We start from the raw sequence: 25498 nt of genomic DNA, 5'->3' as shown, positions 1-25498 counted from the left end.
GTAGCGACATCGCCGAGCTCGATGAATGGATCACGCAAGCAGGCAACAGCGAGCTCAAGAGCTTCGCCAACGGCATCGCGCGCGACATCGATGCGGTCCGAGCGGCAATAACTACATCCTGGACAACCAGTCCGGTCGAAGGCCAGATCAGCAGGATCAAAGCCATCAAACGACAAATGTATGGCCGCGCGGGCTACCCACTATTACGTCGACGCGTCCTCCTGGCTGCTTGAGAACGACCAGGCAACCTATCGCTATGCTGCACCAAATATGCGGAAGAACCCAATCAGGATGAGAACGCCTGATCGCCGCCGCCCACTTTCGGCGAGCCCGTGGGTCCGAAGAGTAGAATTGTCTCGTAACGTCTTTCGAAGAGACCCCTTCAAGATGGTCCAAAATGAGGTCTGCTTCTTCTTCGCCGAAACCGAGATCGCGTTCTCCATAAGTCGCAAAGGCGTGACGAACTTTATGGGGTGAGAAATTGGCGCCGGGCAATCATCGCTGCCGCGATGTGCACCCGTGACCGCTCGGCGACGCTGGCACGTACCAATCAGTAGCTGAATTCCCAGGGAGGTGCGCTCGGAGAAGTATCCTTCACGTGCAATTACGAGCGCACGCCCCACCTCAATCTCGGGGGGGGCGCATCACCTTTCTCGTCTTCTGGATCGAATTCATCCTCGCCAATCTCAACTCGCGTTCGGGGAGGAGCTTGCAGTTTTAGCATCACGCCTCTGCCAACGTTCGTCTGATCTTGACGGACAGCTTCAGCGAGCCAGTTCCAAAACCGTCTGATCGTGCGAACCATGCCTTCGGCCATGGCTTCCGCGCCGCGCTGATGGACCGCCGCAATGGCCTCTGCCATCTCGTTCCGCGTGATCGTATTCTACCTAATCGTACCCTGGGGTTTGGCCGAAGGCTGAGCAAGAGCACCGCCGACGAAAGGCTGTATTGACTAACCACCCGGTCACCCATCCCATCGTTGCCACTTCGCCCACCGCGTCACGCGCGTCATGGAACGCTTTGCAGGGTGCGGTGCCTAAACCCAACAGGTCGCTTTCGGCTCTCACCGTGGCGCTGAAGTCCGCAGATGTCTCCTTACCTCCTCTGGCTGCCCCTATAGCGTGCCTAGCGTACGGCTAGAGGTGACGAAAAAACTTGGACACCAGCACTCTCACGCGCTCAAGTTTGGCAATCTCTCTGAGGAAGATGGTGCCGGCAGCCCGTGTTTCTCCTTGGCTGCCGTGCTCCAACGCTCGCTGGGCCCGCGTGCGCCGTCGCCGAACCACACTCTCACGTGCCGCCGGCCGCCGCAGCCATGCGCCGTATCTCAGCGTCAGTCAGCGAGGGCGGGACAGGATGCGCTGCAAGCAGGGCCTCGGCTGCCTCGATGGCCGTATCAAAGACTGCCAGTACACCCGTCGCTGCTACGTTGGCCGATTTGCGGCCATTCGTACCGAGCGATTTCTTGAGAAAACCTGCCTCTCGCAGTCTGAGTTGAGCACACGGGCAACGGCCTCTTGTAGGCGCTCGGGCACCTTCCGCTTGGCGTAGAAGGTACCATGTCTGTCCTTGATCAGTCCCATTAGCGCGCGCATCAAAGCTACGTGCAGTCAAAGTCATGATTTGCGGGATGTTTTTGATCTATCAGCGCTTCTAGCGCCGCTGGCGCGCCCTAGCGGAGGGAGTGAATCCTGCGCAACTATGCCAAAAATCGCTCGATTTATGCGCGAGCTGCCACCTGCAGTGCGAGTCTGCAGCGAGATGACGTGATATGCCGATCTCGCAATCGTTCTTTGCACTGTCGACGATCGGTGAATCGGCGAAGCGAACACGTTGAGCCTGCGGACGCGAAAGAAGAACGCAAAGGCAAACTGCCCCTCCACTCTCCTCACGGGACGCTATCGATCCCGGTCTCTTCGTCAACCTTGTGTAACAAACCCAACCTAGAGGTTGCGAATGGTCAGCATCTCCCCGAGCTCACGTTTCGAGCGTGCTGATCAGAAGCGCGCCGGAAATGTTCACGGATTGATTGGCAATTTGATGTTCGTCTCAACGGCTACGAAACAGTTCGTATTGCCAATTCTTCGTCGACTTCGGCCAAGCCTGCGAACCAAGATCGCCCTGCTTGGAATAGTGGGCGTGCTCGTCACAGGGGCGACTTGCATCGTGGGGCTGAATTATGTTGCGCAGGCGCAGCGCGAGGCAGACCAGAGCATCCATCTTCGCGCTCACCTGGCGGCGCTTTCCGAAGCGTTCCTTGAATCGCAGCAGATTGCACTGGAGTTTCTGCGTAAGCACGACGAAGCCTTGATCGCGCGGCACGCGCAGGGCATAAGGAATGCGCTGGGTGACCTCGACCAGATCGAGGAGTATGTTGCTTCCTTGCCAGAGGGCGATCCTCTGAAGGACGTATCATTCCTCCGAGCCGGCATTGGCCTTTACGCAACGCGTTTCAACAACATCGTTTCAGCGCAGCGCGTGCTCGGGTTCGCCGAGAACGATGGCCTGCAGGGCAAGCTGCGCGACACCGTGCATCAGGCCGAATCCCGGATTGCGCAGTTCGACCAACCTCACGTAGCCGTGTTGATGTTGATGATGCGGCGGCACGAAAAAGATTTTATGCTGCAGCGTGAGGAAAAGTACGGCGATGAACTGGACAAGCGGGTCGCCGAGCTCGGAACCGCGCTGGTGTCTTCCGAGTTGGCGCCAGCCACCAAATTGGAACTGAAGACGCTCATTGGTTCCTACCGAGCTAGCTTCGTGGCGTTCATGGTTGCCCAACAGGCATTGGATGACCAAGTTGATGATCTCGGGCAGATCTATGGTCGCAATCATCCTCTCCTGTTGAAAGCGATCGCTGCAGCTGATGCCAGTTCTGCCGCAGCGCAAGAGCGTGCCTTGCGAATCCGCCAGATGCTGGGCTGGGGAATTGGGCTTGCCACACTCGCAATCGGCTTTATTGCAATTTTTGTCGGGCAGGGCATAGCTCGGCTGATCACTCTAATGACCAAAGCGATGCGCCAGCTGGCGGCGGGACAATTCGAGGTGACCCTGCCTGGACTTGGCCGATCGGACGAGATCGGTGAGATGGCGAGGGCCATGGAATCGTTCAAGCTCAAATTGAGAGAAAAGGCGCAAGCCGAGCTTGTAGCGAATCTGGAACAGGATCGCTTGGCGGGACTGCGACGGAAGGCGGAGCTTGAGAAGCTTGCCAGGACCTTTGAAAATGCAGTAAGCGGCGTCATCGACACACTGTCATCCGCTTCGACCGAGTTGGAGGCGTCCGCTAGTAGTCTGACGGACACGGCGCACAATACGCAGGAAGTCTCGCGCAAGGTCGCCTCCGCCTCGGAGGAAGCGTCAGACAATGTTCAGATTGTCTCTGCACGTACCGTCGAGATGATCGCGTCTGCTACGGAGGTTAGACGCCAAGTCGAGCAATCTGCAGAAATCGCAAGTGCCGCCGTGCGTCAGGCGGAAGAAACCGACCGACAAATAAAGCACCTGTCGGCAGCTGCGCTAAGGGTTGGTGGCGTCGTTGAGCTGATCGCCGCAATTGCCAGGCAAACAAACCTTTTGGCTCTTAACGCAACGATCGAGGCTGCACGCGCGGGCAAAGCCGGCCGCGGCTTTGCCGTTGTTGCGCACGAGGTAAAGTCGCTGGCAACACAAACAGCCAAAGCGACCTCGGAAATTGCAAAGCAAATCGCAGATATCCAAGCCGCCACGGAGGAGTCGGTCAGCGCCATCACGCAGATCGGCAGCAGTATTGGCAGGATCTCGCAGATCGGCTCGAGGATAGCTGCTGCGATCGAAGCGCAGGGTACGGCAACCAAGGATATTGCGCAGAATATCCAACATGCGGCAGAAATGTCGATGCAGGTCGCCAGCAACATCCGGCAGGTTGCATTGAGCGCCTCGAGCACAGGTGCGTCATCCTCGCAGGTACTGACGTCTGCGAATGCGCTCGCTCAAAGTAGCCATCGTCTCAAATTGGAAGTCGATGGTTTTCTCGCCGGGGTCAGGTCGTGATCATCTGAAACTCCTGCAGAACTATTTGACGGCGTGATTATTTGCTCGCATTGGGGATCTCAGAATGCCTGTCTACCTTGCGTCGTATGATTTGAAGGAGACCAATCCTGATTCGCACCCCACTTTTTTGAAGCAAGCAGCGGCGCAGGGCTGGAAACTGTGGATCCTTGGTTCGAACAACGTGCGATATCGACTGCCGAACACAACATTGGTTGGCATATTTGACGGTTTGGCCGTTGCCGAGGCCAGGCTCGAAGCAGCCCGGTTGGCAACGGAGAACGAAATGGGCGGCACCGTCACGACGACCAAGTGGATTGTCGCGGAATACGGACCCACTCGGTTCAATTCCGACGAACGGCAGAGCGCGTAAGGCCGCCGGAGTTGTGCTGGCGGCCCCAGGTTCGTCACAATCCTCGCTCGCAGCGTTGTGTTTTGACAGCGTTGTGCTTTGTCGGCCTCGTGCTTGCGTCAGGTCCGGGATGTAAGGCGGTGGTAGGCCGGGATCAAGCGAGTTCGCCGCCGTCTGCGGCGACGTGCGGATGTCGAGGTCTGTAACCGCGCCGCACGTGCAATGGGGCTCGCACGGAGACCGCTCCGATTCCCGAAAACCTGGTTTCGCGGAAGGCCGTCATGGCGATCGCCGAGGCAGAGGTCCTGATTGGCGCGGTCGCCACGGCCGGGGGGCGATGTCATGAACCGGATCTGCTCGGCTTGCCCCACCAGACAGAGTCCCTGTGCCAAAGTGGTTTGTGATCACCGACGAACCGGCTACCATCGCACTTCCACGAGACAAACATCTGCGTGAGTGACACGGTGGTTCGCGACCTGGTCACACAAAATACAAGGGCCGCTCTGGGCCGCTGCTGGGTGAGCCCCGTGTCAACGTGCTGGAACAGCTTAATCTCGCCTTGATGTGGACCCATTTCAGGCACCGAGTGGCTGGGCGCACCTATGGCCGCAACTCCTGTCAGAGTGATGGTCATCGACGACGGACCACCGATATGCAAGCTGCTGCGAACGGGATGGATACGAGGTTCTCGAAACTGCGAACAGCAAGCTGGCGCTCGACCTGTTATTTGAGAATCCGGCGCTTGTTGTTCTCGACCTTGGCCTACCGGACATCCGGGATCCGCGGAACCCCGTGATTTGAACGGCGCGCCACGGCCCGATGACAGGGCACGATTGCTTCGTCGTGGACTACGATGCAGCAGCCGGCCATAATCTCCGTTTGCCAAGGCGCGATGGCCTGCGATTTTGTGCTCCGCCTCGCGGGGCTTCGGATACAGGGCGGCCATGGCGAGTGCCGGGGCTCGGGAGTTCTCCAAGCTCCAAAGCATCTTTCCACAACCAGATGCTACCGCACAGCTATCGCGTACTTGTATGGCTCTCGTTTCAGCGTAGCGTCGCTGCTTCCGAGTCATTGGTTTCGCCTCCAGGCGGAGCGGTAGTGGGATTTTTTATGCCGCATGCATCCCCGGCGCAGAGGGTTTTCCCATTTGGCGATCAGCCGGAAGAGCTGTCGCGCGGAGATCGGAAGGAGGCGGCGTGGGACCAAGTTCTGTTGGCTGCCTTCGCCGATCGCGGCTTCCAGTCGGGTTTTTTGCCGCTGGCTGAGGAGGCAGTGCGCGCACAGCCTGGCGATGGGCATATCCTGCTGCTCGCCGCCACGGCGGCGCTGCTGGACGGGGATGCGGCCCGCGCACAGGTCTTTCTGAAACGCTTCCGCAAGCGCTACGTTGCGATCGATGCCTGCTACCTGTTGAACGCCCTGGCGCTCGCGCAGCAGAACAGGCTCCTGCCGGCGCGTTCGCTGCTTGAAGCCCACGGGCTCACGGATTGGCTCAACGTTGCGAACGTTTTTCCCGGAGGCCTTGAGCGTCGGGGATGGCTCTACCGTCACTACGCTCGGATCTTCGAGCCCAGCAAGACCGTCCGGAGTAGGCGCTTGGCCGCCGGCCCGGTGCCAAAAGCCAAGACCCGGGTCAAGCCCAGGCCGCCCACGGAACGGGCCGTTACGCCGACCATACCGGTTTCGTTGCCGCTGATCGACATCGATATTCCCTTCACCACCGAGCTCAATCTCGCGCCGTTGTTGGACGCCTTGCACAAGCCGCCGAACAGCGAGGGCGCCTGGTATGGCTTGCGCGAGCGCTTTGCCCACCTCGGCCTCGCGCAAGGCTTCGACGAGCTGCTCTGCCTGCCGCATCTGCGCGGCATCGAAACCTTCTGGTACCAGGTCGAGACCGTGCGCAAGGTGCTCAAGCAGCATCGTGGTCGCGTTCTGCTTGCCGACGAGGTCGGGCTCGGCAAGACCGTCGAGGCCGGCATGATCCTCAAGGAGTATCTTTTGCGCGGCATCGTCGACAGCGTTCTGGTGCTGACCCCGGCCTCGCTCGTCGGGCAGTGGCAGGAGGAGCTCGAATCGAAGTTCGACATTGCCTGCGCGACCACCCATGATGCGCTGCTGCGCAGCGACCCGAAAGGGTTCTGGCGGCAGAATCGCCTGATCGCTTCCCTCGCCCTGGCGCGTCGCAGCGAGCATGCGGCGCACATTCTCGACCGTAGCTTCGATCTCGTCATCGTGGACGAAGCCCACCATCTGCGTGACCGCACGAGCCAAAGCTACAAGCTGGTGGATGCGCTCAACAAGCGCTTCGTCCTGCTGCTGTCGGCGACGCCGGTGCAGAACGATCTCACTGAGCTGTACAACCTCTTGACGCTGCTCAAACCCGGTATCTTCAAGACCATGAAGGAGTTTCGCGCGGCTCACGTGACGGCGGGCAAGCCGCGCCAACCGGCCAATCCCGAGCGCCTGCGCGAGTTGATGCGCGGCGCCATGGTGCGCAACACCCGCGCGGTCGTCGCGCTAAAATTGCCGCGCCGTCACGCCGTGACGATCTGCGCGGATGGCACCGAGGGCGAGCTGACAGCCTACCGCGAGCTCGAGGCAGCGGTGCGGCAACTGGCGGTCCAGGGGGCAAATCGGCTGGCCCTTCGGCATCTGCTCGGCGCTGCCGGATCATCTCCGGCCGCGGCCGCCGCCGCCGTGCGGCGCTTGTCCGGCCGCCACGTCGATGCAAGCTGGCACGCGCTGGCGCAGAAATGGGCCCGCATCGGTGTCGGCGGCAAGGAGGCGGCGCTCCTCGACCTCTTGCGTCGGAACCCGGACGAGAAGAAGCTGGTCTTCGTTCATTACCGCGAGACGCTTGAGCATCTGGCCACGCTGCTGGCCCGCGAAGGATTTGCCTTCGCGCGCTTCGAGGGAGCGCTCAGCGGCCCCGCCAAGGACGCCGCCATTGCAGAATTCCGCGAGCGGGTGCCGGTGCTGCTATGCACGGAGTCGGGTGGCGAGGGCCGCAATCTCCAGTTTTGCAATACACTGATCAATTTCGACGTGCCGTGGAACCCGATGGCGATCGAGCAGCGCATCGGACGCATCGATCGCATCGGCCAGCAACGCGAGGTGTTCGTGTTCAACCTTGTGACTCGCAGCACTCTGGAGCAGCAGATTTTGTCGCTGCTCGACGAAAAGATCTCGATGTTCGAGCTTGTCGTAGGTGAGGTCGGGGCGATCCTGGGCGGCCTCGACGAGGACCGCGATTTCGCCGACCTCATGCTCGATGCATGGCTGCGCTCAACCGAAACGGGCCGCGCGGAGGCGTTGGAAGCGCTCGGCCGCCGTCTGAAGGGAGCGCGCGAGCACCACGAAAGTGCCAAGGCCCTCGACACCGCCCTGTTCGGTGATGAATTCGAGACCGTGTGAGCCGAGCCGATGAGTGAACTGCGCGACTTTGTCGCTGATCTATTGGAACGCCGGGGCGCCGCCGTCGAGGCTCTCGCTTCGGACCGGCTTGAGGTACTCGCGCCTACCCCCCTGCAACGACAGCTGGGCTGGCCCGAACTCACGCATCTCGGCTTCGGGACGCAACAAGCTCCGGGCGCGGTTGCGATAGCGCTCGAGGGGGACTGGCTCGACCGCTTCGGCGCGATCCTCGCCGACGAGGGACGATGGAGTGAACGGGAGGTTCGGCTCCCCGCTCCGGTTCCACCCCCCAGTGCCCCCGAAAAGCTGCTCGATCGCGTCCTCGACTTGCCGAACGCGATCTGGCGGCTCCAGGGCATGTCTGCAACCTGGACACGCTGCCTGATGCTGGCGTTCCGCGTCACCGCGCTGTCGGACGAGAAGCGCGAGAAACTGATCTGGCTCGGATTCAACCTCGCGACTGGCGCGGCGATCAGCGACGTCCTGGCACAGCTGCGGCCGGCGCTGGCGCAAACTGCCGATTGGCACATGCCCGACGCGGTGACCAAGCGCGTGGCCGGACCGGGATGGAGCTCAGGGACGCTCGCGGCGCGGTTGCGTCCGCTACTCGAGCGCGAGGCACAGGACAGCATGGAGCCGTTCCTGCGGGCGATGCGCCGCCGACTGGAGCGAGACCGCGACCGTGTCCATGCCTATCACAATGACCTGCGCGAGGCATCTCTGAAACGCCTGGCGGCGCTCAACCGCACGGACGGAGACCGCGCCGAGGCCGACCGGCGGCGCGAGACGCTGCGGGTGGAGGCGATCGAGCGTGAATATCGCGCCAAGCTCGACGACCTACGCCGCAACTATGCGCTGCGCGTCACGGTCGAATGGGTCCAAGCGCTTGAGATCTATGTACCGGTGCAACGCTTCGAGGTGCTGATTCGCCGCCGCAAAGGGGAGCGCATGATCCGGCTTGACTGGCACCCGCTGGTCAGGACGCTTGAGCGGCCGCTCTGCGAGGCGGGACCGGGCCTCGATCGCGTGCGCCTCGTGTGCGACGACAAGCTGCACCTGACCGATACGGCGGGCCATGCGCCCTGCAATTCATGCGGCAAGCCTTTCTGCCGCGCCTGCTTCCCGCAGGGCTGCCCGCGTTGCCGCCACACGTAAATGAGAACGGCGGTGCGCTGCGGGCCGCTATCGCGCACTCCTGCTTAGGTTGACCCGCGATGGTCGAGGAAGACGGGTCATATTCGTTCTCTGTGGCTCTATGAGAGCACATGCGATTTGCCACGGTACGCTCGGCAAGAAGGCAGAGCGGAAACGCCGCAACCGTCCCGCCCGCAGAACGACGCGCGCCTGCCGCGCAATCGGTCTCTATGTTGGTGGCGGCCTGGAAGGTCTTATTCGATGATTGCGCGATCATTGGATGTTTTGGTGCTTTCGTGCATAACTTTGGCGAGGTATCTTTCTTTTTTCTCCTCACCGTTGACAATTTTCTCTCGCCTTCCATAGGAAGCGACGACTCTGGGTATGCGGGTTAGTTGACGGATCGGATTTAGGATGAGCCACATTTCGCAGGCGCCTGTCGAGCGCATCACCATTCCGGTGCTGCAGCGGTGGAAGGGGGAAGGGCGGCGTGTCGCAATGACCACCGCTTACGACGCTGTCACGGCATGCATCGCTGACCCCATTGTCGACATTATCCTTGTTGGGGATAGCGTTGGCAATGTCTGCCTCGGATTTGATAATACGTTGCCGGTTAGCATGGCGATGATGAACCATCACCTCGAAGCCGTGTCACGGACAAGGCCTCGAGCCCTGCTTGTAGCCGACATGCCCTTTCTTAGCTTTCACCTTGGTCCAGAGGAGACGATCCGCAACGCCGGAGGCTTCTTGCAGCGTGGGGCCGACGCCGTCAAACTCGAGGGTGGGGCCAAGCGTACCGAAATCGTACGCGCCTTGGTCGATTGCGACATTCCAGTGATGGGCCATCTCGGCCTGACCCCGCAGAGCGTCAATGTTATGGGTGGTTTCAAGGTGCAAGGTCGGAACGCCGATGATGCCTTGCGTCTGCTCGACGACGCCCATCGTCTACAGGAAGCCGGATGTTTCGCTCTCGTCCTGGAAGGTATCCCGGCAGAACTCGCCGCCCGAGCGACCGAGACCCTGACAATCCCGACAATTGGAATTGGGGCTGGCCCTAGTTGTTCGGGCCAGGTACTTGTGTTCCATGACGTGCTTGGCCTGACTGCAAGCCATCGGCCAAAATTCGTTCGCACCTATGTCGAGGGTTTTCAGCTATTGCAGGAGGCGCTGTCACGCTGGGCCGCAGATGTCCGCAATGGTGCATTTCCGACGTCACAAGAGTGCTATCGGCTTCCCGAAGGCTTGAGCGATGCTATCGCAAGCTGGGCGCCTTCCAATCCAACCTGAGATAAAGCTCCAACATGCAAACAGTTACGACGGTCGCTGAGCTACGTGCCGCTCTTGCAAAAGCTCGCAATTCAGACAAGCGTGTCGGCTTCGTGCCGACAATGGGCTACCTGCACGACGGTCATCTGGCATTGGTCGACGCGAGTCGCGCGCAATGCGACGTCACGGTTGTAAGCATCTTCGTCAATCCCACTCAGTTCGGGCCGAACGAAGATCTCGGTGCCTATCCGCGTTCCTTTCTCCGGGATGAGGGGCTGTGCCGTGATGCCGGCGTGACCATTGTTTTTGCTCCGGGTGCACGGGAGGTCTATCCGGCTCAGTTCGAGACCTTCATCGAACCCGGCGAACTCGCAAAACCCTTGTGCGGGGCTTTCAGGCCTGGGCACTTTCGCGGTGTCGCAACCGTCGTCTGCAAGCTGTTCAGCATGGTGCAGCCGAATGTCGCGTTTTTCGGACAGAAGGATTTCCAGCAATGCGCGGTCGTACGTCGCATGGCAATTGATCTCAATCTTCCCATCGAGATCGTCACCGTGCCAACCGTTCGGGAGCCGGACAGGCTCGCTATGAGCAGCCGCAATCGCTATCTCAATAAAGAAGAGCGCCGGCGGGCGCTTGCGATCAGTCGCGGTCTGTTCGCAGCGGAGGCCGAATTTCGCGCAGGCGAACGCGAATGCGAGAAGCTTATTGCAATCGCCAGGCGGCATTTGGATGAAGTCGACCGGCTGCAATATCTCGAGCTCGTCGATGCAGACACGCTTGAGCCTGCCTCGAATCCCTTGAGCAATCCTGCTGCTCTGTGCGCCGCGGCCTACGTCGGCTCGACGCGGCTGATCGATAACGTCATCCTTAAGCCGCAAGTGAGCCTGTAGTCCGAGCGAACGGGCTCGACTGACGAACATCGGAGCCCGACAGCTCGGAGCAAAAGGGGGCAACCAAGGTGCGCGATGCCCACCGGCGGTCATAAGTGCGAGCGTCACAGCATCAAGCATATTGTGAAGCAGCGGCCAATCGAGGGGGCGGCCATATTGTTTCCTGCTCGCCCAATGGTGCAGGCCACTGTTGCAACCAGGCTATGAACGGCTGAAGGTCCTCCGCCTCGCAAGCTCGAATTCGGCCGGTCTTTGTCGCTTGTGCGTATGACGGTGATTTCTCTGCCGTCCGCTACTCGCCCTTTCTGCATCCTGAGCTCAAGAACCCCGCGGACCAAATTTGATCCGCCGTATCATCCGCATTCCTGAGCAATGTGAACGGCCTCGCCTTCGCCAAGCCAACTACAAAGGCAACATCTCGGCCGGCCCACAGTGACCATGCCGATCGAACAGTTCGAGACGGATGGATTGCCACCCTTTGACAGGCGAAGGCAGCGCTTGCTCCAAGCCAATGCTGCTGGATGCATGTTCTCGGTCAATCTCGTTAAAATTCGTCGGATATTGGCGATTGGGCGCAGGATTTAGGCTCAACTTCGGTATTGATTGCACTAATCAAGATTGAATGACGCTTATAGTCAGCGATCGGCGAAGCCCTCCCAATGGAGTGGTTGCTTCGTCAAAATCGGTGCACATCAAGCGATTGCGCGCGATATCCGTACGAGCCGGAAAGCTTGGCGGCCGGTCGCGCGCGGCGTGCGCACGTAGTGCTGCGCGCAAAGCGAGCACTATCTAGTTAACGCCGACAGGAGGCGACAATGCGAAACAGCTCGCATAATTCGGAGCATGGTTCAGCGAGGTGCTGTGCGATCTGCGGTGGAAGATTCGGTCTGATCCGCTACTACTGCTGGCGAACGGCTCTTTGTTCCAAGAAATGCGTCGACCGCCTCAGGATGCGGCGAGAAGCCGATCATAAATGGCTTTCCTGGCTGCGAGCGGCCTAGCAGCTGGCAGCGTGTGCCACGCGGACGTTGAGAAAGACCACGTTCTTCTTTCTCGGATGCCCCAGTAGGATACCGGATCATAGGCATTCGTTGCTGCAAGAGGACCTTAAATTCCCATCCAGACCGGCTCGGGACCAAGATTGGCGCGATTTCGAACGCTCGGATCGCTGACAAGATCTCAGGCCGGAATGAGACCCCTAACGGGCGCAGACTATGAAATTCATCCTCGTGAATCACAGGACCCCGCACGGCAACAGAACCTGCAGCGGATGTTCTCGGTCCTTAGGTCCAGGTTACGTGCGAGATGTGCGAACGGGGCGAGGATATTGCGACTACGATTGCTATCGACGCCGTCACCTTACAGACATCGCCTTCCCTTACCTTGTACCGCGAGCCTTCTTTAGGCGCGATACGCAAGATCTCGTTCCTGTCGGAATCGAGGCCTTGCTGACTGCCGCTTCATGTTGGCTTGAGGTCGGGGTCGCCACAATGTCATGGATCAATACGGTGGCGCGTCCTGGCGAGCCCTCTGGGTCCAAAAGACCTCCATTGGCTTAAGCTCGGAGGAATCGTGGGGACCGCGCGCGACAGATGGTGAGTGCAGAGTTGAACTGGTCGGAGCTTGAGTGAGCGCGCGGGAGGCAAGACCTCGACGGCTATTCGGTCCGAGCTTGTTTTGAGCTCGCTTTGCAGCCCAAGCGACGTCTGCGTGGTAAGCACCATCTTTCCTTCTTTTTCGATGACATAAGACGTGTGTAAATATATATTCACAACGTAAGCGAGCTTTCTCAATTTTCCATCAGTGAGGATTTTCCATGAAGATACGTTTCTTGATCGCGCTGGGCTGTGCAGTACTCGTTGGATCGTCGGCCAACGCTTGGAATAATTTCGGACATATGGAGGCAGCTGCGCTGGCCTGGAGCCAGCTGACGCCTGCCGCCAAGCAGGAAGCCACGCGCCTTCTCAAACTCAATCCTCAATACGATGGCTGGATCCAGGGCGTGCCGGCGAGCCAGCGCGACCAGGTCGCGTTCGTCAAGGCGGCGACGTGGCCGGACCAGATCAAATCGCTCGGCGACTACCACAACGATGGCGACAGAAACGGCGATGTTGCGCCGCAAACCCCCGAAGCGTCGCAGAACATCGGATATGCCGATCACTTTCGCCACAAGTATTGGCACTTCATTGATGAGCCGTTCTCGACGGATGGCACCCCATTGCAGCAGCCGCAATCGCCTAACGCGCAGACTGAGGTCGCTGTCTTCAAGAAAACGCTTGCGGATAAGACGGCATCGGACGACGTGCGCTCATACGATCTTTCCTGGCTGCTGCATCTCATCGGTGACCTGCACCAGCCGCTGCACGCGACCTCCCGCTTTACGCACGCCGAGCAGGATGGCGACGCCGGAGGAAACGACGTCAAGATCAGTTGCAGAAAATGTGGAAGCGCGAGGGAACTCCATGCGTTCTGGGATGGGTTGTTGGGACCGACCAGCGCGCCACCGCAGGATGCCATCGACGCCGCGGCGGATCTTCGGACAGTGGATAGCGGTTCGACGGATGAGAACGATTGGATCCAGGAGAGCTTCGAGATCGCCAAGAGTTCAGTGTACGCGCCGCCGATTCGCGGCGGCGACGGCCCGTACAAACTCACGCAGCCTTATCAGTCAAGGGCCCACAGGATCGCCAACCAGCGGATTGCACTCGCCGGCGCCAGGATTGCGGCGATCCTCAACGATGCATTCAAATGAGCGTCCGTCTCGGTGCTCATCCTAGGTTATTGCCTACGATCGCTCGGCACGTACGTGTGACCGCTCGATAGGCGAGCGTTGCAACTAGATCTTATTCGCGTCCACGGCAGCTTGCCGCTTCATTTCGAGTGAGAACAGGCATGCCAGGGCGGATGGTACGTCCTTCCATTGAGGCGTATGCCATCGCCTTCGAGGAAGTCGCGAAAGATAAGTGACGTGTCTTCATCATTTGGCAGACGCTCTGGCATTGTTCGCTCGCGTTGGGCGGGGCCGCCGCTTCTGGAGGCGGCGACCCCTTGCCGCGAAGACGCCGGTTACGCGAGACATCGGCACCTTCGCGACCACCGCCAGGATGGGCGCGGTGAATGTACGGCGACAAGGAGCTTTGCGCGTTAGTCTTACCGATCAAGGTTTTTGCTATAGGGATGCTGCATTCAGCTGCGTGGGTAATTATATTGGCCAATTCAGGCCATTTCTTTATTTGAGAGATAGATGTCGCATTCAGTTGAATTGATCGTCAACGGCTACGTCAGACTGAAGGATCGTGGCGCGCTGGAGGGTCTTCTTGCGCATCGGCGGGAGTTGCTGAGGCAACTAAGCAGCGTCACCGGCATCGATCCTAGTCGAGCCGTCGCGCAAGTAAGTCAAGAAATCGCAGTCATCGAAGCTGGACTTGCGACGATCGCGCCGGAGTGACGCGCGGGGCCGCCCGTTCTGCGGAGGCGAGCAACTTGGTGTTGGCTACCTCTGTTCATGGCCTCCACGTTCATGCGGGCTAAGCCAGCGACGACTAGCACGAGCAAGGTGATCCAGAGGCGGGCATAGAAAGCGACGGACAGCGGCTTACGCTACGATGACGCTTTCCGATCAAACGAAGCGCCGCGCCGAGTATGTTGGCGCGACGACTTCGCCTTGGGTGGACCCGGACGGGGCAATGTCCGGTGCGCGGAGCCTAACGCCCTGCAGTACTATCGCAAGCAAACCCCTGCATTAAGCTTGATGTCGCCGCCACGGGTTAATTCTGGAACCGCTATCTGCAGTCGACGTTGGCTGAACGCGATTGTCAGCGGGGGCGAACAGCGATGGTCCGTTAGGAGAATTGATTGCGACGCTGAGGCCCGGCGGACACCATTCAGAGTTAAAGCTTGCCAGAGTTAAAGCTTGCTGGAAAGCCAAAAAGTCCCCCCTTCAAGATGCACCGGGCGTTGGTCTCGCGTTCTCAGTCGCTCGGCTGCTTAGGCCGATCGAGAAGGTCGAGCGCCGTGTTTACTTGCTGAAGTTGATGCTCGATCTTCTCGCGCTGCTTAACATCTGTAGTCGAATCGAGTTGCTCAATCAGCTTCTGCTTTCGAGCGAGCAGATTTCTAATGACCGTTGTCATCTGACCTCCGTGACGGCTCCCGATTGACCGCGCGATGCTGCATGTACTTCACCATGATCCAGTACCTCTGCCGGTCGGGATAGGGACGGCCCGCGATGCTTCGAGACAGCCACTTCGACGACCTAAACGGCATTCGGGCTTGCGACGCCGCTCCCGAACGCAGCAGCGGCGTCGCAAGTAGGCTGCAAAGAGGATCGACTTGACCCATGGTCCATTTGACAATGTGTGATCCTGCTTGTGGAAGAACGACACTATCTGCCTAAGGAGGGGGGTGGCGTCTCCTTTGTGCGCGTTGGCAGTATCGGATATTCGATCTTGGGGAGGCGCCCGCTCAGTGAATTAAGAAAGGCAACAATATCGTTACTCTCCTTCTCGCTCAGCTTGGCGCCGAGCTGTACTTCGCTCATGATTCCTACGGCTTCCTTGAGAGTCCAAACTTGCCCCGAATGGAAGTAGGGAGCTCGCAAGGCAACGTTGCGCAAGGGGGCGACACGGAACACGTATTCGTCGCCCGGGGCATTGGTGACTGCGAACCGTCCCTTGTCGGTCGTAGGAAGCAATTTGATATCGGGCTTTTCGATTACACCAAACGGGAAAAAATCCTGGCCGCCAATATTCAATCCGTTATGACAGGAGGCGCATCCTTTGTCCATGAACAGCTTTAATCCTGCCTTTTGCTGATCATCCAGAGCACTGGCATCGCCATTCAGGTACTGGTCGAACGGGGCCGCCGGCGTCGTGAGAGTGGCTTCAAAAGCCTCGATCGCTTTGGCGAAATTATCGAAGGTGACCGGCGATGTATCATTCGGGAAGGCTTGCTTAAACCTACCGACATAACCCTCCATCGAGTTCAACGTGCTCGTCACACGATCCGGGGTCGCATTCATTTCGACGCTCGCCTGAACGGGTCCCTTGGCCTGCGCCTTGAGATCCGGCGCGCGTCCGTCCCAGAATTGCGCGGCATTGAATACCGAATTGTAGACGGTTGGCGCCCGACGCGCCCCCTTTTGCCAGCCGTGACCGACCGAGGTCGGCCCGGCGTCGACCCCGCCAGTGCCAAGATTATGGCACGTGTTGCAGCTGATGATCCCGCTCGCCGAGAGGCGTGGGTCGAAAAATAGCATCTTGCCGAGCTCGGCTTTTTCCACAGTGACAGGATTGTCCTTGACCACGGGGGTAGCTGAGGGGATCGGTTTGAAGATCTGTCTGGCCGCCCTCATCAAATCGTCATTCGCAATAGCATGAGATGAGACGAGCACTAGGAGGGTAGCAATAGATACCTTGCGCATCACGTGAGACTTCCAGTTTATTCGGCGCCGCTACCGAACAATAATTCTTCAGGAGGGCACCCACGACATGATCGCCTGCAACCATGCAGGAACCGAGCCAGCCGTCGCGCGTGAGCAGGTGTCGTGTTTCCCTGCTCGATGTCGACTTCGCGACACGTTGGCAGCAGCGCAACACTCGTACGTTCGGCTTGGCACGAAGCATATGGTTTCGCCGCGCTTCGAGGAGGGGCAAAGCGGCACGTCAATTGCAAGAATACCGTGACAGCGCGAGACACCTGTCTCGCGAGTTCAAATTCAACTGCTCAGTTGGATCCAATCGATGTCACAGACGCTGCATCATTGATCTGGTCCAGTTGATTGAGGCGTTGCCGAGTTCGTCGAAGATAGCCGCCGCCGCTCTCAACAGGTGGCTTTGGTCCCTATCGTGTCTAACAAGTGTTGGCGAGATGAGGCGGGGATTCTCGCAGTTCGACAAGCTTAGCTTGCTGAAGGCCTGGATGGGTTGGTGGCGCGTCTTGTGTGTCGCAGCGCTAGCTGCTTGTGACTTGCTACATCCATGGCGCGCTTCACGCGCAGGCTGCCTCCTGATGGAGGCTGAACAAGAGCGGATGGAGAGATGTCTTAAGCGAAGTTACTTGAAATAATCACCCCGCCACCGCGGTATAGCTCAATTGGCCAGCCTGCGCGTCGTTACCGGAAAATCTTGGGGTCCCAGAGAGTTGGGTGCAACTCACCAGACGCCCCCGCAATCGCGATGTGCGTGCCGATGGCGTAGCAGGGATGGTGAGCGCCACCTAGCACCCCTCTGTCCCGCAGGGGCTGGGTTGCCGGACGCGGACATCTACCTCGGCTTGGCGGACTTTCTTCAAATGCCCATCCGACAGTTACGAGGTAAACCATGAAGTATGTATTTCAGCGCCGGTCCAGTGCACTCTTCGGCGGCGCGGCATCGTTGTTCGCCGCTGCTAGCGTGCACGCGCAAGGTCGCCTTACTGAACCTGCCTCACGCGTCGTGCTCTGTGCCGAGCACAGGAATAAGGACTGTCCAATCGATTTGTGGAGGGCAAACGCGATGGAGGGCGGCAAATTCTTTCCCGCCACCAAGGGGGGTCTGCTAGACCCGATCGCACCGACCGATGTGCAGAACGCGGCGCCGCCAGCGGACGGGCACATTGCCGGCAGCACCGTGCGCGGCGATGTGCCCTTGCTAGATGAGCAGACGCCGACGCGTTGGGAGAAGATTCGCTTACACTCCGGCGCGAAGCAGAAGTTCAAGTGGGAATACGACGCGCCTCACCTGACACGGCGTTGGAACTACTTCATCACACGGGCGGACTGGAATCCGTCCTCGCCGCTCGCGCGCGCGCAGTTCGAAGCGAAGCCATTTTGCACAATCCAGAATGGCGGCCAGCCGTTTTGGGATCCGAATGCCAACCTGATGCCCACGGCGCCCACTGTGCACATGTGCGAGCTGCCAAGGCGCACCGGCTACCAAGTGATTTTGGCTGTTTGGGAACTCGCCAACAGCCCGATGGCGTTCTATCAGATCGTCGACGCGACCTTCGAGGAACGGAGATCGTCGAGCACAGTGGTTCCGATTGAAGGGGCGCTCTAGGCGGATCTCGCCGCCGAAATGCGGCGGGCGCTTGGCCGACCTGCAGAGATCCACCACAGACAGTAGGTGCCGTTTAGCAAGGAAGACGCCGAATGAAGCTGATTGTTTTCGACTTCGAAGGCGCGGTGCTCATAGTCGGGTCTTGATCTTGAAATGTCTTACGCCTTGTCTTTGTTCAATGTTGTGCGCCTCTTCCATCACATCAGGGCTGCTTCCCACCAATTAGAATGTCGATCGGACTAATCCGAACACATCTAGCCAGCAGTTAGCTACGCAATGGGAGGCTTGTCGCACATATGGTGAGTCGCGCGCCTCGAGTTTGGCGACGCACCAAAGACGGACAAGCGGGAAGCACGATCGGCGCTTAGAAACCCGCTTCCAGGGCCAAGCCTTCGGCAGGGGATGAAGGGCTTGTAAAATGCGCCTTAAGTTCAAAGTTGACCCCTGATGCTGGGTGCTGCGGCGTCCGAAGTCTTGTTCACCACGAGAACGCTGGTGCCCTAATAAGAAATGTGTACCGATAAGTTCTATTTACTTCCTTTATAGTGCCGGGTAAACCACTGCATGGGCAGCGCAATTTCTGTCCCAGGAGGCCCTTTCGGAAAGCTAAGGTGGATCAATGGAGACGGGACACAAGGGCAAGGCTCCGCCGAAGGCTGTCCGCGTTGGTCGCCCTCCGAAGGAGTTGGCCGCCGAAGTGGACGAGCGAATCCTGAGCGCAGCGCGTGAGTTGTTTCTCGCTCGGGGGCTCGCCGGGGTCAGCGTCGGGGAAATTGCGAGCCTTGCCCGTGCAAGCAAGGCAACGATCTATGCGCGTTTTTCAACCAAAGAGGCTCTATTCGCTGCAATTGCGATGCGCAACGCGGAGAAGGTGCGGGAAGGCTACGAAAGCGCGGTGCCCTCTGGCGACACGATCGAAGAGCGTTTGACGGTCCTTGGGAGCGAGATACTCAAGCACGTCCTTGCCGCCGATAGTGTCGATTTCATGCGTCTCGCGGCTGCCGAAGCGCGGCGTTTCCCTGATCTGGCCAAGGTGGAGCGAATGATGCGCGAACGCGGCACTCATCACGCAGCTACCGTCTTGAAAGACTTGACTCACACCAAGCAGGGCAGGGTGTATGCCGTCTTCGCTCCGGAGCGGCTGACTAGAACGGCGCAGTTCTTCCTGGATCTCGTCGTCGCGCCGCTCGTGATGCGGGCGGTGTTCGGCGAAGATCCCAAGCGGCTTAAGGCTCACATCCGTGGCCATGTGGCGGAGAGCGTTTCGTTCTTCCTCGCGGCCTGCCGCACCGGCGAGCCCCGTCGATAGCGGTCCACACAGTAACTCTATCCTTTGCGGGTACTCCCTCGAGTCCGGTCGTCCGCGGTCCTCTCCTGTTCGTCACACTCGAAAGTTCTCGCGAAGGCATGGATGCCCCGACGCAAGCCACACAGCAAAGGGGCGGGCCGACAATGCTGCGCCCGCAAAATCGACGACTTTGCAGCAAATGTTGCACTTGATTTCCAGCCTTTATGGTTTTTCGGTTTTCGGGGCTGATCCCACTCGTAAGATAAGCCGTCGCATGTGAGCGCTGCCGGAGCAGACCTGGCGGCTGCACCTCGTGCGCGATGATGGTGCTCAAAAAATAGAACCTCACAGTACGGTTGGTTGACAGTGATCTCTGCGCGCAATATCGGTACCGAACCGTACGGTTCTATATTGGATCCTGCTTGATGTCATTAAGGGGGTGAAGAGGGTCCTTCCCGATATCAATGCGAGCCTGCCGAACGGCATCACCAGCGAGATCCTCTACGACTCGACGCAGTTCGTGAGCAGTTCGATCGATGAGGTCGTGCATTCGCTGGTTGAGGCGGTTGTCATCGTGACCATCGTGGTCTTCCTTTTCCTCGGCTCGTGGCGCTCGGTGCTGATCCCGGTGATCGCGATCCCTTTGTCCCTGATCGGCACCTTCGGACTAATGCTGTTGATGGGATTCTCGATCAATCTCCTGACGCTGCTGGCCCTGGTGCTCGCGATCGGATTAGTCGTCGACGATGCCATCATCGTCGTGGAGAGCGTCCACCGTCTGATTGATCAGGGCACGCCGCCCGTCGAGGCGGCGATCCAATCGGCCCGAGCGCTCGTCAGCCCCATCATCGCAATGACGGTAGTCCTGATCGCGGTGTACGTTCCGGTCGGCTTCCAGGGCGGTCTCACGGGCGCTCTGTTCACGGAATTCGCCTTCACGCTGGCTGGAGCGGTTATCGTGTCGGCGGTCATCGCATTGACCCTGTCCCCCATGAATTGTGCCTGGCTGCTGCGCCGGACCGAGCGGGATGCTACGAATTGGCAGGCGCGTCTGGTACGCAGGATCGATGACGCGCTGGAGCGGCTGACCGCCGCCTATCGCCGCCGCCTTGAATCTCTCTTTGTCACCAAGTCTGTCGTGGTGGTGTTCGCGCTGCTGCTGCTCGCTGGCATCCCCTGGCTCTATGCGAGCTCGAAGAGCGAACTCGCGCCGGATGAGGATCAAGGCGTGATCCTGACGATGACCAATTCGGCGCCCTCGGCCACTCCTGAGCAGCGTCAGTTCTACGCGCAGCAGGTCTACGACTTGGTCTCAAAGCGCCCTGAAACCGGGCTCGTCTTCCAGATCGATACGCCCTCCCAGGCGATCGCCGGCTGGGTGCTCAAGCCGTGGGACAAGCGGAACGTGACCACCAGCGCGCTTCAGTTTGAATTCCAGGACCTACTCAACGGCATCGCAGGCACGCGTTCGGTGGCATTCCAACCGCCGCCACTGCCGGGCAGCAACGGCTTGCCGATCCAGTTCGTCATCGGCACGACGGGCTCGTTCAACGAGCTTGACGAGGTCGCCCGGAACTTCATGGCGGAGGCGCTCAAGACCGGGCAGTTCATGTTCCTTGACAACGACCTCAAGATCGACAAGCCGAAGAGCACCGTCGTGTTCGACCGCGACAAGGCCGGCGATCTCGGGTTGAAGATGAGCGATCTCGGTGGCGCCCTGGCGACCATGCTGGGCGGCAATTACGTCGAGTACTTCAACCTGGACGGCCGCTCCTACAAGGTGATCGCGCAGGTCCGGCAAAACGACCGCCTCACCACCGAGCAACTGCTGAGCTACCAGATTCGGACCAGCAACAACACCATGGTGCCGCTGGCAACGGTCGCCCATCTCGACAATAAGGCCGCTCCGCAGGCACTCAACCATTTCCAGCAGATAAACGCCGCGACCATTTCCGGGGTAGCGATGCCGGGCGTCGCGATGGGCGATGCGCTCGCGACCTTGAAGACCATCGCTAAGTCCCTTCCGGCGGGCTACTCGACCGATTTCGCAGGCGCCTCCCGCCAACTCGAGCAGGAATCGGGCGGCTTCGTCACCATGTTCCTGTTCGCGTTGATCATCATCTATCTTTCGCTTTCCGCGTTGTTCAATAGCTTCCTGGATCCGATCATTATTTTGATATCGGTACCGATGTCCCTCGCGGGCGCACTGATCTTCATCAGCGTCGGCATCGGCGGGGCCAGCATCAACATCTAGACTCAGGTCGGGCTCGTCACCCTGATGGGTCTCGTCAGCAAGCACGGGATCTTGATGGTGGAGGTGGCGAACGAGTTGCGCGCCGAAGGGAGAAGCCGCACGGAGGCTATCATCGAAGCGGCGACGATCAGGCTGCGGCCCATTCTCATGACGACGGCGGCCATGGTGCTTGGCGTGCTGCCGCTGGTCACAGCGAGCGGCGCCGGCGCGGTGTCCCGCTACAACATGGGCCTTGTGATCGCCACGGGCCTGTCGATCGGAACGCTCTTCACCCTGTTTGTGGTGCCGGTCGCCTACTCGCTCATCGCCCGTCGCGGGCGAGAGGACGCAGTAGGGGCTTCGAATTGAAGCGCTCTGATCAGGGCGTGCGTCGGAGAGCTGCTGGTCGCGCGCGTCCGACCAAATCAAATGACTACCGCCGGCCCTGATCCGACCGGTACGCACCGCCCCTCCTTTTATGGATGCATGCAGCGGTTGCGCCTTTTGCGGCCTGGTTGCTGGCCACAATTGGAGGCATCGACAAGAGCCTCTGCGGCGCTCGAGAGGCGAGAAGATCGCCGGACGCGGTACCGCTAATGATGGTCGGCATGTTCGCGGCGATCATCGCCGCGCTGAACCGGCTACGACTGCTACTGTTGCTGGTGCTGACGATTGATGCGTCGCGCCGACGCACGGTGGACCGGAACAGCCGGCGCCAGCGACCGACGAAGAGGCGATGCGTTCCGGACAGCTCCCGCGTCCCCGTCGCGAAAATGGGCGAATCTTCCCGATCGGAAGCTTTTCCGGGAAATGAGATATTTTTTACCGATCGGGAATATTTCAGCGGTCCCTCATCCCAGAACCGGTCTTTGCCGAGCGCGGACCAGCGAGCTCCGGCTTTTGCCGACAGTGGGCGGACATCACGACTGCAGGGCCTGCGCGCTGCTAAGCATTTCTGAAAAAAATGCGATTTGCGGGCGTACTGTGTCTCGAAATGCCGGGCGCGCCTGTTTTCTTGATCGGAAATTGTCCAATAGAATTACGCCACGGAAATTTGGATTGCTGGCTTTGTATGAGGCCTTTTTCACATGCGATCGCAAATTCCATTTGAGCTGCGATTTCCGCCTCAATCCGATTGCGAAAGTCGCTCAGGTTGTTGGATGTGACGAATCACGGTCTGTCGTAGAAAGCGAACATTTTATTCAGGTGGCGCTTTCGGTAGATTGAAGCGAAACGCTCGGCTCTCCAAGCAGCTATGCGACGTCTTGTGGTCCTACGCCATGCGGGACGCCTCCTGTAACATGATCTCCCTCATCCAGATGCTTGCCTGATCATCGTTGTGAAGAGCCGGCCATTGCACGGCTTCCGTAAAGGCCGGTAGCGGGATTGGAAGATCAACGATCCTTAGCCGCATCGTCGTTGCGAAATGTCGCGCCAGCCGCGAATGCATTGTCGCGATCCGCTCGGTGCCCAGCAGCAGGGGCGGGATCAAGCTGAAGCTCGGCACTGCAACCTCGACACGCCGCTTGTGACCATGCTCGAGCAGGAGCCAAGCCTCGATGGAGGGCTTGCCCGTTTGTCCGAACTGCGCCGCAACGTGACCCATCGACATGTACCGATCGAAGGTGAGCTTGCGTGAAAGCTGCTTGTTCGTGTGACAGCCCACACACACCAGCGTCTCGTCAAACAGCTTTGCCTTGGGGTGCGCGTTTGACATGTACATTTGCGGAAAGATCAGGAAATCGACCTCGCCGCGATGAAGCGGCTCGTCCGGTTGGTCGTCAAACGGAATCAGCTCGAACGTGATGTTGGGGGCCTCGCGCGCGACACGCGCGATCACCGTTCGGAAGAACACCAACGCCATGAAATCAGACAGAATGACCCGGAAGCGGCGGTCCGATTTGGCCGGGTCGAACGTGTCACGCTCGGTCATGGAAAGCCGGATGTGCAGCAGCGCTTCGCGGGTCGGCGCAGCCAGCGCTTGGGCAAGCGGCGTCGGAACCAGTTCGTGGCCGTGCATCGTGAAGAGATCGTCGCGGAAATAGGCACGCAATCTTGCGACCGCCGCGCTCATGGCCGGCTGGCTCAAATGGATGCTGCGCGCCGCCGCAGTTAGGCTGCGCTCGGTCATCAGCGCGTCGAGCGCGACGAGGAGGTTCAGGTCGAGACCTTTGAAGCGCATGATGAGGCATCCACGCTATAGATATGGCTCATAAAGACAATCGATTGTACCAATGCCTCTCAGTATCACAAGCTGCAAAAAAAGCCGGGAGGACGTTCATGGCTCAGACCGACTTCGATGTCGCCGTCATCGGATATGGGCCGACGGGCCTGACGGCGGCATCGCTCCTGGGGCAGCTCGGCCACCGCGTCCTGGTCGTCGAGCGATGGCCCTCTCTCTATGGTCTTCCGCGATTGACGCACATCGATGCAGAGACCGCAAGGCTGCTCAGCTTCGCATGCGACATCGAGGAGGCGCTCAGGGACTCATCGCCGATCGAGTCCTACATTTTCTATAACGCGAAAGGAAAGCGGCTGGTCGATGTCGTCGATATTCCTAGCCTGCCGATGGGATTTCCGGCGCATATTTCGATTCATCAGCCTGATATCGAGGCGGCGATCGACCGCAAGGTGCGCAGCTTGCCGAATGTAACGGTGCGCCAGGGGGTGGAGCTCACCGGCTTGAAGATTTCAGCCGGCAAGGTCGAACTCGTGCTAAGGGCGGGCGACGCCGCGGAAACCGCGCACGCGCGCTACGTCTTTGCGGCCGATGGTGCCAGGAGCTTCGTGAGGACCGCGCTCGGGATTGAGCGCGACGACTCCGGCTTCAACGAGCGCTGGCTCAATATCGACGGGGAGCGCAAGCGGCCGCTTCCCGCAAGCTTCGAAGAAACCAAGCAGTATTGCGACCCGGCACGAGGCCACATGTTCCTGCCGATCGGCGCAAATCGGCAGCGGTTCGAATTTGCGCTGCTGCCGGACGAGGACACTGACGAGATGGAGCGGGCGGAGAGCGCGTGGAGACTCTTGAAGCAATATCACGATGTCGGCCCCGACGACCTTCGGATCATCAGGCAGATCGTCTACACTTTCGAATGCCGTATGGCGCAGAGCTGGCGTAGCGGGCCGGTGTTCCTGGGAGGCGACGCCGCGCATACCATGCCGCCCTATCTCGGGCAGGGCGCTTGCTCCGGTATCAGGGACGCCGCGAATTTCGCCTGGAAGCTTGATCTCGTGCTCCGAAACGTCGCTTCACCGGAAGTCCTTGAGAGCTACGAGCCCGAGCGCCGTCCACATGTCGCCCACATCATGCGCACGGCGGTGATGTTGGGGAAAATCGCCAATACACATAGCCGCACGGTCGCGTTTTTCCGTGATCTTGCTTTCCGGTTCAATCTGTTCCCGCCGCCGCCGCCGTTTCCGTCCCTTTCCGCCGGCATCATCCAGGACGACCGTCGCGCCGCCTGGGGCAAGGCCGTGGGCTCGGTACCGCCGCAGGGGCGTGTCAGGATCGGCGATCGCATTGCAAGGCTCGACGACCAGGTCGGCTACAGTTTCGCACTCATTGCTGAACGCAATCCAGCGGCTATTCTTGGCCCATCGCGGATGGGCTTTCTTAGGAGTCTCGGCTGTCGCGCATTCACGCTCGCCGACGATGCCGGCGCCGGCGTTGAACGTATGCTCGATATCGATGGAACCTATTCATCTTGTCTCGCCGGAAAGAACGCTGCCGCGATGGTCACCCGTCCGGACACCAATCTGTTTGGCTTTGCCGCTGGGCTGAAGGACGTCGCCGACCTTGTGGAAAATCTCCAGCAGAAGCTGTCGTGGCGCGCGACGGCCTTGGCAGCGTGA

Annotated in this window: 16 protein-coding genes and 2 pseudogenes; 15 read left to right on the top strand and 3 right to left on the bottom strand. The window is 59.6% G+C overall.

From position 1 onward, the window contains the following. From YUU_RS0124960 to YUU_RS0124905, 10 genes and pseudogenes are all read left to right on the top strand, one after another. Nucleotides 1-233, top strand: a 233-nt coding sequence (locus YUU_RS0124960) for a transposase (RefSeq protein ID WP_198031820.1), incomplete at its 5' end; no start/stop codon positions are given. Nucleotides 234-1956: 1723 nt separating this feature from the next. Then, nucleotides 1957-4032 (top strand): methyl-accepting chemotaxis protein, encoded by a 2076-nt coding sequence (locus YUU_RS0124945; protein WP_245288085.1) that lies wholly within the window; start codon nt 1957-1959, stop codon nt 4030-4032. Nucleotides 4033-4096: 64 nt separating this feature from the next. Then, a complete protein-coding gene (locus YUU_RS0124940; RefSeq protein ID WP_027524836.1) occupies nt 4097-4402 on the top strand; it encodes a hypothetical protein in 306 nt (101 codons plus the stop codon). A gap of 581 nt (nt 4403-4983) precedes the next feature. After that, nucleotides 4984-5158 (top strand): annotated as a pseudogene (locus tag YUU_RS61345) (DNA-binding response regulator); the annotation flags it as partial. Between the two features lie 333 nt (nt 5159-5491). Further along, nucleotides 5492-7795: a DEAD/DEAH box helicase gene (locus tag YUU_RS51695; RefSeq protein ID WP_051389881.1), complete on the top strand. Its 2304-nt coding sequence runs from the start codon at nt 5492-5494 to the stop codon at nt 7793-7795. A gap of 9 nt (nt 7796-7804) precedes the next feature. Then, nucleotides 7805-8950, top strand: a complete 1146-nt coding sequence (locus YUU_RS0124925; RefSeq protein ID WP_027524834.1) for a hypothetical protein — start codon at nt 7805-7807, stop codon at nt 8948-8950. Between the two features lie 393 nt (nt 8951-9343). Further along, a complete protein-coding gene (gene panB, locus YUU_RS0124920) occupies nt 9344-10216 on the top strand; it encodes a 3-methyl-2-oxobutanoate hydroxymethyltransferase (protein ID WP_027524833.1) in 873 nt (290 codons plus the stop codon). A gap of 14 nt (nt 10217-10230) precedes the next feature. Further along, entirely contained in the window at nt 10231-11085 is an 855-nt protein-coding gene (gene panC, locus YUU_RS0124915) for a pantoate--beta-alanine ligase (protein WP_027524832.1), read from the top strand. A 1816-nt stretch (nt 11086-12901) separates the two neighbouring features. Continuing rightward, nucleotides 12902-13837: a S1/P1 nuclease gene (locus tag YUU_RS0124910; RefSeq protein WP_035663253.1), complete on the top strand. Its 936-nt coding sequence runs from the start codon at nt 12902-12904 to the stop codon at nt 13835-13837. Between the two features lie 492 nt (nt 13838-14329). Then, nucleotides 14330-14533: a hypothetical protein gene (locus tag YUU_RS0124905; RefSeq protein ID WP_027524830.1), complete on the top strand. Its 204-nt coding sequence runs from the start codon at nt 14330-14332 to the stop codon at nt 14531-14533. Between the two features lie 523 nt (nt 14534-15056). Here the strand turns inward: YUU_RS0124905 and YUU_RS60340 are convergent. Together YUU_RS60340 and YUU_RS0124895 are read right to left on the bottom strand one after the other, a co-directional pair. Next, nucleotides 15057-15218, bottom strand: a complete 162-nt coding sequence (locus YUU_RS60340) for a hypothetical protein (RefSeq protein ID WP_198031819.1) — start codon at nt 15216-15218, stop codon at nt 15057-15059. 251 nt (nt 15219-15469) lie between these two features. Beyond that, nucleotides 15470-16507 carry a cytochrome-c peroxidase gene (locus tag YUU_RS0124895; protein ID WP_027524829.1) on the bottom strand — a complete coding sequence of 346 codons (1038 nt, stop codon included), beginning with the start codon at nt 16505-16507 and terminating at the stop codon, nt 15470-15472. Nucleotides 16508-17405: 898 nt separating this feature from the next. On the opposite strand from YUU_RS0124895, the gene YUU_RS51690 reads away from it, so the two are divergent. The 4 genes and pseudogenes from YUU_RS51690 (at nt 17406) to YUU_RS0124875 (ending at nt 22602) form a co-directional block, all read left to right on the top strand. Continuing rightward, nucleotides 17406-18122, top strand: coding sequence for a lytic polysaccharide monooxygenase (locus YUU_RS51690; protein WP_051389879.1), 717 nt, complete (start codon nt 17406-17408; stop codon nt 18120-18122). Nucleotides 18123-18741: 619 nt separating this feature from the next. Beyond that, complete coding sequence (locus YUU_RS51685) at nt 18742-19431, top strand: TetR/AcrR family transcriptional regulator (RefSeq protein ID WP_035663250.1); 690 nt, start codon at nt 18742-18744, stop codon at nt 19429-19431. Between the two features lie 397 nt (nt 19432-19828). Then, a pseudogene (locus tag YUU_RS51680) lies at nt 19829-22012 on the top strand (efflux RND transporter permease subunit); the annotation flags it as partial. A gap of 239 nt (nt 22013-22251) precedes the next feature. Beyond that, nucleotides 22252-22602, top strand: coding sequence for a hypothetical protein (locus tag YUU_RS0124875; protein WP_156944501.1), 351 nt, complete (start codon nt 22252-22254; stop codon nt 22600-22602). Nucleotides 22603-22916: 314 nt separating this feature from the next. Here the strand turns inward: YUU_RS0124875 and YUU_RS0124870 are convergent, their stop codons facing one another. Beyond that, nucleotides 22917-23825 carry a LysR family transcriptional regulator gene (locus YUU_RS0124870; protein WP_027524827.1) on the bottom strand — a complete coding sequence of 303 codons (909 nt, stop codon included), beginning with the start codon at nt 23823-23825 and terminating at the stop codon, nt 22917-22919. A gap of 98 nt (nt 23826-23923) precedes the next feature. On the opposite strand from YUU_RS0124870, the gene YUU_RS0124865 reads away from it, so the two are divergent. Then, nucleotides 23924-25498 (top strand): bifunctional 3-(3-hydroxy-phenyl)propionate/3-hydroxycinnamic acid hydroxylase, encoded by a 1575-nt coding sequence (locus tag YUU_RS0124865; RefSeq protein ID WP_027524826.1) that lies wholly within the window; start codon nt 23924-23926, stop codon nt 25496-25498.

The sequence above is a fragment of the Bradyrhizobium sp. Ec3.3 genome, assembly GCF_000472925.1.
In the GTDB taxonomy this organism is placed as follows: Bacteria; Pseudomonadota; Alphaproteobacteria; order Rhizobiales; family Xanthobacteraceae; genus Bradyrhizobium.
This window is presented reverse-complemented; position numbering and strand designations above follow the sequence as displayed.

Bases quoted from the DNA above. Each gene is read 5' to 3' on its own strand.
- YUU_RS0124945 (WP_245288085.1), top strand. From the start codon at position 1,957: ATGGTCAGCATCTCCCCGAGCTCACGTTTCGAGCGTGCTGATCAGAAG.
- YUU_RS0124940 (WP_027524836.1), top strand. From the start codon at position 4,097: ATGCCTGTCTACCTTGCGTCGTATGATTTGAAGGAGACCAATCCTGAT.
- YUU_RS51695 (WP_051389881.1), top strand. From the start codon at position 5,492: ATGCCGCATGCATCCCCGGCGCAGAGGGTTTTCCCATTTGGCGATCAG.
- YUU_RS0124925 (WP_027524834.1), top strand. From the start codon at position 7,805: ATGAGTGAACTGCGCGACTTTGTCGCTGATCTATTGGAACGCCGGGGC.
- panB (WP_027524833.1), top strand. From the start codon at position 9,344: ATGAGCCACATTTCGCAGGCGCCTGTCGAGCGCATCACCATTCCGGTG.
- panC (WP_027524832.1), top strand. From the start codon at position 10,231: ATGCAAACAGTTACGACGGTCGCTGAGCTACGTGCCGCTCTTGCAAAA.
- YUU_RS0124910 (WP_035663253.1), top strand. From the start codon at position 12,902: ATGAAGATACGTTTCTTGATCGCGCTGGGCTGTGCAGTACTCGTTGGA.
- YUU_RS0124905 (WP_027524830.1), top strand. From the start codon at position 14,330: ATGTCGCATTCAGTTGAATTGATCGTCAACGGCTACGTCAGACTGAAG.
- YUU_RS60340 (WP_198031819.1), bottom strand. From the start codon at position 15,218: ATGACAACGGTCATTAGAAATCTGCTCGCTCGAAAGCAGAAGCTGATT.
- YUU_RS0124895 (WP_027524829.1), bottom strand. From the start codon at position 16,507: ATGCGCAAGGTATCTATTGCTACCCTCCTAGTGCTCGTCTCATCTCAT.
- YUU_RS51690 (WP_051389879.1), top strand. From the start codon at position 17,406: ATGAAGTATGTATTTCAGCGCCGGTCCAGTGCACTCTTCGGCGGCGCG.
- YUU_RS51685 (WP_035663250.1), top strand. From the start codon at position 18,742: ATGGAGACGGGACACAAGGGCAAGGCTCCGCCGAAGGCTGTCCGCGTT.
- YUU_RS0124875 (WP_156944501.1), top strand. From the start codon at position 22,252: ATGTTCGCGGCGATCATCGCCGCGCTGAACCGGCTACGACTGCTACTG.
- YUU_RS0124870 (WP_027524827.1), bottom strand. From the start codon at position 23,825: ATGCGCTTCAAAGGTCTCGACCTGAACCTCCTCGTCGCGCTCGACGCG.
- YUU_RS0124865 (WP_027524826.1), top strand. From the start codon at position 23,924: ATGGCTCAGACCGACTTCGATGTCGCCGTCATCGGATATGGGCCGACG.